Origin of the sequence: Massilia genomosp. 1, from assembly GCF_011682185.1 — a bacterium.
GTDB classification, from domain to species: domain Bacteria; phylum Pseudomonadota; class Gammaproteobacteria; order Burkholderiales; family Burkholderiaceae_D; genus Telluria_A; species Telluria_A rubra.
Genome location: NZ_WHJF01000177.1, coordinates 1 through 7,335 on the forward strand (window position 1 = coordinate 1; position 7,335 = coordinate 7,335).

General features: G+C 60.4%; 5 protein-coding genes and 1 tRNA gene. All 6 read left to right on the forward strand.

The annotated features are described in order from the left end of the window. The first annotated feature begins 142 nt into the window (after positions 1-142). The 6 genes from F1735_RS31960 (at position 143) to F1735_RS31985 (ending at position 7,165) form a co-directional block, all read left to right on the forward strand. Entirely contained in the window at positions 143-1,351 is a 1,209-nt protein-coding gene (locus F1735_RS31960) for an NAD(P)/FAD-dependent oxidoreductase (RefSeq protein ID WP_167240849.1), read from the forward strand. Positions 1,352-1,474: 123 nt separating this feature from the next. Then, positions 1,475-1,687 (forward strand): 30S ribosomal protein S21, encoded by a 213-nt coding sequence (gene rpsU / locus F1735_RS31965; RefSeq protein WP_008451879.1) that lies wholly within the window; start codon positions 1,475-1,477, stop codon positions 1,685-1,687. A 161-nt stretch (positions 1,688-1,848) separates the two neighbouring features. Continuing rightward, positions 1,849-2,298, forward strand: coding sequence for a GatB/YqeY domain-containing protein (locus F1735_RS31970; RefSeq protein ID WP_167240851.1), 450 nt, complete (start codon positions 1,849-1,851; stop codon positions 2,296-2,298). 130 nt (positions 2,299-2,428) lie between these two features. Continuing rightward, on the forward strand, positions 2,429-4,213 hold the full coding sequence (dnaG, locus tag F1735_RS31975; protein ID WP_167240853.1) for a DNA primase: 1,785 nt from the start codon (positions 2,429-2,431) through the stop codon (positions 4,211-4,213). Between the two features lie 512 nt (positions 4,214-4,725). Further along, the gene (rpoD, locus tag F1735_RS31980; RefSeq protein WP_167240855.1) at positions 4,726-6,942 is read left to right on the forward strand and encodes an RNA polymerase sigma factor RpoD; all 2,217 of its coding nucleotides are present in this window, start codon (positions 4,726-4,728) and stop codon (positions 6,940-6,942) included. A 146-nt stretch (positions 6,943-7,088) separates the two neighbouring features. Then, positions 7,089-7,165 (forward strand) — tRNA-Ile (locus tag F1735_RS31985). Positions 7,166-7,335: the final 170 nt, after the last annotated feature.

The window sequence follows — 7,335 nt, forward strand, 5'->3', positions numbered from 1 at the left end:
AGAGCTTTAACTTGCAACAAAAGTGTTGCAAGTTAAAGCTCTGACCCCGGTTGTAGGACTTTCTACCGCTGGTTCGGGGACTTGGCGGGCCTGCGCGGTTTACAATCACGGTTTTAGTGATTAGCGGAAACCGGCATACGCCATGGCAAAACAATTTGATGTAGCAGTGATCGGCGCGGGCGCGGCCGGGATGATGTGCGCGGCCGTCGCCGCCCAGCGCGGCAAACGGGTGGTGTTGATCGATCATGCGGAGAAACTTGCAGAGAAGATCAGGATTTCGGGCGGTGGACGTTGTAACTTCACCAATATCAATACGGCGCCGCAGAATTTTTTGTCGGATAACCCCCATTTCTGCAAGAGCGCTTTGTCGCGGTATACCCCCCAGGATTTTCTGACCCTCGTTAAGAAACACCGCATCGGCTATCACGAGAAGCATCGCGGCCAGCTGTTTTGTAATGAGTCCGCCGAGCAGATTATCCAGATGCTCAAGGCCGAGTGCGCCAGCGGGGATGTGACCTGGCGCATGCCGTCCAAGGTCGAGTCGCTGGAAAAAACCGCCGAGGGCTTTTTCATCCTCACCGATAGCGGCGAGATCCTGGCCGACAGCGTCGTCATCGCCACCGGCGGCTTGTCGATCCCGAAAATCGGCGCGAGCGATTTTGCTTACCGCCTCGCCGCCCAGTTCGACCTGAACATGGTCGGGCCACGCCCGGGCCTGGTGCCGCTCACTTTCGACGGCCCCAGCTGGGAAGCCTTCGTGCCGCTGGCCGGCATCGCCCTTGAAGTCGAGGTGGAAACCGGCTCGAACAAGGGCAAGGGCAACAGGCGCGGCCATTTTCGCGAGGATTTGCTGTTCACCCACCGCGGCCTGTCGGGTCCGGCCATCCTGCAAATTTCCAGCTACTGGCAGCCGGGCACGCCGATCATCGTCAACCTGCTGCCCGAGATGGATGTGGCGCAGGAGCTGATCGACGGCAAGAGCACGCTCAAGAAGCAACTGGGCAATGTGGTCTCGCAGTGGCTGCCGGTGCGCCTGGCCGAGGTCTTGATCGCGGTCGCCGGCCTGACACCCGACGCGCGCCTGGCCGACTTGCCGGACGCTAAGCTGCGCAAGCTGGGCGACGCCATCAACCGCTGGGCCATCGTACCGACCGGCTCGGAAGGCTACCGCAAGGCCGAGGTGACCCTGGGCGGCATCGATACGCGCGAGCTGTCGCAGCAATCGATGATGGCCACCAAGGCGCCGGGCTTGTATTTCATCGGCGAAGCGGTCGATGTGACCGGCTGGCTGGGCGGCTATAACTTCCAGTGGGCGTGGGCCTCGGGCGTGGCGGCCGGGCAGGCGGTGTAAACCGCGGCGGCGGGCTTGTTGCGAAATAGCAAAAGGAAGGCGGCTAACCGCGAAAACCTTCCACTGCGATGGAAACGGTGCTATTATCTCGTTCTTCCCTACATCTAACGGTTTGATTTTTACATGACCACTATTCGCCTTAAAGAAAACGAGCCGTTCGAAGTCGCAATGCGTCGCTTCAAACGCACCATCGAAAAAACGGGTCTGCTGACCGAACTGCGCGCACGCGAGTTCTACGAAAAGCCAACGGCTGAGCGCAAGCGCAAGCTGGCAGCTGCCGTCAAGCGCCACTACAAGCGCATTCGCAGCCAGCAACTGCCTAAGAAATTATTCTAAGACTGTCCAGTCGAACCTGATCCGGTGACGGCCAACAGCCTGTCCGGGTCATCGTTTTTACTGTAGTCGCAGACCCGCTCCGGTTTACCGCAGCGGGTTTTGCTATTTGGTCTTTGCTGTGTGTTACCTGATATTCATTCATTATCTCTACGAGGATTGCCATGGGCTTGAAAGAACAAATTACCGACGATATGAAAGCGGCGATGCGCGCGAAAGAAGCGGCCAAGCTGCTGACGATCCGCCTGATCCTGGCCGAGATCAAGCGCCGCGAAGTCGACGAGCGTATCGAGCTCGACGATGAACAAACCCAGGCGATCATCGAAAAAATGATCAAGCAGCGCAAGGATTCGATCAGCCAGTTTGAAAATGGCAATCGCCAGGACCTGGCCGATATCGAAAAGGCCGAACTGGTCATCCTCGCCGCCTACATGCCGGCCGGCCTGTCGGAAGAGGCAATCGCCGCCGAAGTCGCCGCCGCCGTGAGCGCTTCCGGCGCCGCCGGTCCGCAGGACATGGGCAAGGTCATGGGCTTGCTCAAGGGAAAATTGCCAAAAGGCACCGACATGGGCATCGTGTCGGGCCTGATCAAGAAGGCGCTCGCGCCGGCCTGATCGTCGTATGGCGCGTTGCGCGGAACGTTTTCGCGCAAGCCGCCCCGGCAAGCCCGCGTCTTGTCGCAGATCAAATCTGCGGCGGACGCGGCGGTATAGTCTGACCTGACACAAAGACTGTTCATCGCACGTGATTCCACAATCCTTCCTTACCGATTTGCTCAACCGTATCGACATCGTCGATGTGGTCGGCCGCTACGTCCAGCTGAAGAAGGGCGGGGCCAATTTCATGGGCCTGTGCCCGTTCCACAGCGAAAAATCCCCCAGTTTCACGGTCAGCCCGACCAAGCAGTTTTACCATTGCTTCGGTTGCAGCGCGCATGGCAACGCGGTCGGTTTCCTGATCGAGTATTCGGGCATGGGCTTTATCGATGCCGTCAAGGACCTGGCCCAGGGCGTCGGCATGGTCGTGCCCGACGCGGATGACAAGATTCCTCCGCTGCAACGCGCGGCCAACCAGGCCCAGGCGCTGGCCCTGACCGAAGCCATGACCCAGGCTTGCGATTACTACCGTGGCCAGTTGCGCGGCGCCACGAATGCCATCGCCTACCTGAAAAACCGCGGTCTGACCGGTGAAGTGGCGGCCCGCTTCGGCATGGGCTACGCCCCGTCCGGCTGGGACAACCTGCGCACCGTGTTCCCCGATTACGAGGCGCTGGCGCTGGTCGAGTCCGGCCTGGTGATCGACAAGGTCGACGAGGACGGCGGCAACAAGAAGCGTTATGACCGCTTTCGCGAGCGCATCATGTTCCCGATCCGCAATACCAAGGGCCAGGTGATCGGCTTCGGCGGGCGGGTGCTGGACCAGGGCGAACCGAAATACCTGAATTCCCCGGAAACCCCGCTGTTCCAGAAGGGTTTGGAGCTGTACGGCCTGTACGAGGCGCGCCAGGCCATCCGCGACGCCGGCTACGTGCTGGTGACCGAAGGCTATATGGACGTGGTCGCGCTGGCCCAGCTCGGCTTTCCGCAAGCGGTGGCCACCTTGGGCACGGCGTGTACCAGTACCCACGTGCAAAAGTTGCTGCGCCAGACCGACAGCGTGATTTTCAGTTTCGATGGCGACAAGGCCGGCCGGCGCGCCGCCCGCCGCGCGCTCGAAGCCTGCCTGCCGCAGGTGAGCGACAACAAGATCATCAAATTCCTGTTTTTGCCGTCGGAGCACGATCCGGACAGTTTCGTGCGCGAATTCGGCGCCGATGTATTCGAGCAAGAAATCCACGAAGCGATGCCGCTGTCGCAGTTTTTGCTGCGCGAAGTGTCGGGCGAGCACGATCTGTCCACCTCGGAAGGGCGCGCCCACGTCCAGTTCGACGCCAAGCCGCTGCTGCAATCGATGTCGCCCAGCTCGCTGCGCCTGCAGATCGTGCGCGGCCTGGCCAGCATGACCGAGTCGAGCCCGGCCGAAATCGAGGCCCTGTTCGAGCTGTCCAAGCCGGTGTCGGTGGCGCGCCGGGCGCCGCCGCGCCAGGGCCGGCCGGAACCGGTCGGGCTGGAATTGCAGATCTTGCGCCACCTGGTGGCCCATCCGCCGCTCAGCCTGGAGCTGGACGAGGCGGCGCTGGCCGCGTTCAAGCATTTTGGCCCGGACGCGGCCGAGCGCCTGCTGTACCTGGTCGCCTGCGGCCAGGCACTGGGGCCGAACGGCAGCTTTGCGGCCTTGTCCCAGCATTTGAAGGATAGCAGCAACGACTACGATGGCTTGATCGCCGAAATTGCCTCGGAGCCGGAATCGGATATCGACAGCGTGAAATTGTGGCTGGTCGGGGCTGTGAGGCAGATCAAACTTGCAGCGCTTAAACAGGAGCTGACCCAGTTGTTTTCCGCCGGCCTGACCTCAGATCAGGTGGGTGTGCGCTACCGCGAAATCACGGCCGAGCAGAAGCGGCTGGAGGCCGAAGGTGGGCCGAGTTAGACCCTGCGCAAAGCATGCGACCGGAGGCCCGCACAGGGGGCGTTTGGCACTGGAAAAAGACGGACTGCGTGCTATAATAAAACGATAAGTGTTGTGTTCGCAGAAATTTTTTCGTTGTCCGTAAGTTGTATTTCTTTCAGTGAGTTAGGCTCTTGATCGGCGCAGAGAGGGTGGGCGTCGGCGGCCAGGGCCAGCTTTGGTTGCGACGGCGTTGCGCTGTCGGGGGCAAACATCGGTTTGCTTTTCAGCCACACATGGCTCGCGCCTCCAACCGCCGTTGTATGCAGTAGACTACTGCCGAAATCGCGCGGGTCGTGCCCGTAAGGTGATGTAAAGGTGTTATGAGTGCAGCAATGCCGGAGGGGCCTGCGAAGGCCGGTCCGGGGACGTAGGGCCGAAAAGGCCGGCAACAAACTTTATCTTAATCCACCATAAAGCTAGTCGTTGTGACATCGAAAGCGCCTGTGCCAATCAAGAAACCTGAAACCAAAGCGGCTGATAAGCCAACGAGAATGTCCGCCAAGGCGGATAAAGCGCAAGACAAGGCCGAAACGCGCAGCGCCAGTACCGGTGCGAGTACCAGCGCGAGCGCCACGCCTGTCGTCAGCCAGACCACCGATGCCGCCGCGCTGGCCGCGATCGACACGTCCGGTTACGTGCTGCCCTCAGTCAAGGTACCGGGCAGGCGCGGGCGCAAGCCGAAGGAATTCCAGCCCGAGAACGATGAAGTGGCCGCCCTCAACGCGGTCGAGCGGGCCGAGCTGAAAGCGGTCGACAAGGCCAAGGCCAAGGACCGCAAGGCCAAGGAAAAGGCGCTGCTGAAAGACGCCTTCTCGTCGGACACCGAAGCGACCGAGGAAGAACTCGAGCGCCGGCGCCAGAAATTGAAAACCCTGATCAAGTTCGGCAAGGAACGCGGTTTCCTCACCTACGCCGAAATCAACGATCACCTGCCCGAAAACATCGTCGATCCGGAAGCGATCGAAGGCATCATCGGCACTTTCAACGACATGGGGATCGCGGTCTACGAGCACGCGCCCGATGCCGAAACCTTGCTGCTGTCCGACAATGTGGCTACCGTCACCAGCGATGACGAAGCCGAGGCCGCGGCCGAGGCGGCGCTGTCGACGGTCGATTCCGACTTCGGCCGCACCACCGACCCGGTGCGCATGTATATGCGCGAGATGGGCTCGGTCGAGCTGCTCACGCGCGAAGGCGAGATCGAGATTGCCAAGCGCATCGAAGATGGCCTCAAGGACATGATCCAGGCCATTTCGGCCTGCCCGGTGACGATCGCCGAAATCATTTCCGCCGCGATCCGCATCCAGAACGACGAAATCAAGATCGACGAGATCGTCGACGGCATGGTCGACCCGGACGAGCCGCTCGAGCCGGTCGTGGCCCCGGCCGCCACCGACGAGGATGAAGACGAGGAAGAAGCCGACGAGGAAGAAGAGGAAGAGGAAGAAGAGAACAACGCTTCCGGCGCCGCGGGTTTCTCGGCCGAACAGTTAGAGGCGCTGAAAAACCAGGCGCTGGAAAAATTCGACATCATCTCGGTGCAGTTCGACAAGATGCGCAAGGCCTTCGAGAAAGATGGCTACAACTCGAAAGCCTATGTCAAGGCGCAGGAATCGATTTCCAACGAACTGCTGGGCATCCGTTTCACCGCCAAGGTGGTGGAGAAACTGTGCGACACCCTGCGCGGGCAAGTCGATGAAGTGCGCCATATCGAGAAGCAAATCCTCGATGTGGCGGTGAACAAGTGCGGCATGCCGCGCGCCCACTTCATCAAGGTATTTCCGGGCAATGAAACGAACCTGGAATGGGTCGATGGCGAAGTGGGCGCCGGCCACGCCTACTCGGCCATCCTCGGACGCAATATTCCGACGATCAAGGAATTGCAGCAGCGCCTGATCGACCTGCAGGCGCGCGTGGTGCTGCCGCTGCCTGACTTGCGCAACATTAACCGCCAGATGGCGGCCGGTGAAATGAAGGCGCGCAAGGCCAAGCGCGAAATGACCGAGGCCAACTTGCGCCTGGTAATTTCGATCGCGAAGAAGTACACCAACCGCGGCCTGCAATTCCTCGACCTGATCCAGGAGGGCAATATCGGCCTGATGAAGGCGGTGGACAAGTTCGAATACCGTCGCGGCTATAAATTCTCCACCTATGCGACCTGGTGGATCCGCCAGGCCATCACGCGCTCGATCGCCGACCAGGCGCGCACGATCCGCATCCCGGTGCATATGATCGAAACGATCAACAAGATGAACCGCATCTCGCGCCAGATCTTGCAGGAAACCGGGGCGGAACCCGATCCGGCGACCCTGGCGATCAAGATGGAAATGCCGGAAGACAAGATCCGCAAGATCATGAAGATCGCGAAAGAGCCGATCTCGATGGAAACGCCGATTGGCGACGATGACGATTCGCACCTTGGCGACTTCATCGAAGACAACAATACCCTGGCGCCATCGGACGCGGCCTTGCATGCCTCGATGCGTGGGGTGGTCAAGGATGTGCTCGATTCCCTGACGCCACGCGAAGCGAAGGTGCTGCGCATGCGTTTCGGCATCGAGATGTCGACCGACCACACCCTGGAAGAAGTGGGCAAGCAATTCGACGTCACGCGCGAGCGGATTCGCCAGATTGAAGCGAAGGCGCTGCGCAAGCTGCGCCACCCATCGCGCTCCGACAAGCTCAAGAGCTTCCTGGAAGGTAATTAAGCCTTGACGGGCTGAGGCGAAAAGCCATATCCTCACGCCACTTTGTGACGGGAGCAATTGGTGATGGCGGGCTCCCTGCCGCACCGATGCTGGGCGGTATTTCCGAAGCACGACAGTTGGGAACCCAGCTATTCAGTACAAATTTTGGGCCTGTAGCTCAGTTGGTTAGAGCAGAGGACTCATAATCCTTTGGTCGACGGTTCAAGTCCGTCCGGGCCTACCAAACAGAAGAAGGGGGAGCAGCATCGGCTGTTCTCCCTTTTTCGCGTGCGCCCAGCATGGGCGCACTCTTGGAGGTGCAAGTCCTCCCGCAAGCTGACCACAGTGAGCGAAGTGAAGCGCAACTGCGGAAGGGCGACCGACTGTGGGGAGGAAGCGTGGAGCGAAACTGCG

Bases quoted from the DNA above. Each gene is read 5' to 3' on its own strand.
- F1735_RS31960 (WP_167240849.1), top strand. From the start codon at position 143: ATGGCAAAACAATTTGATGTAGCAGTGATCGGCGCGGGCGCGGCCGGG.
- rpsU (WP_008451879.1), top strand. From the start codon at position 1,475: ATGACCACTATTCGCCTTAAAGAAAACGAGCCGTTCGAAGTCGCAATG.
- F1735_RS31970 (WP_167240851.1), top strand. From the start codon at position 1,849: ATGGGCTTGAAAGAACAAATTACCGACGATATGAAAGCGGCGATGCGC.
- rpoD (WP_167240855.1), top strand. From the start codon at position 4,726: ATGTCCGCCAAGGCGGATAAAGCGCAAGACAAGGCCGAAACGCGCAGC.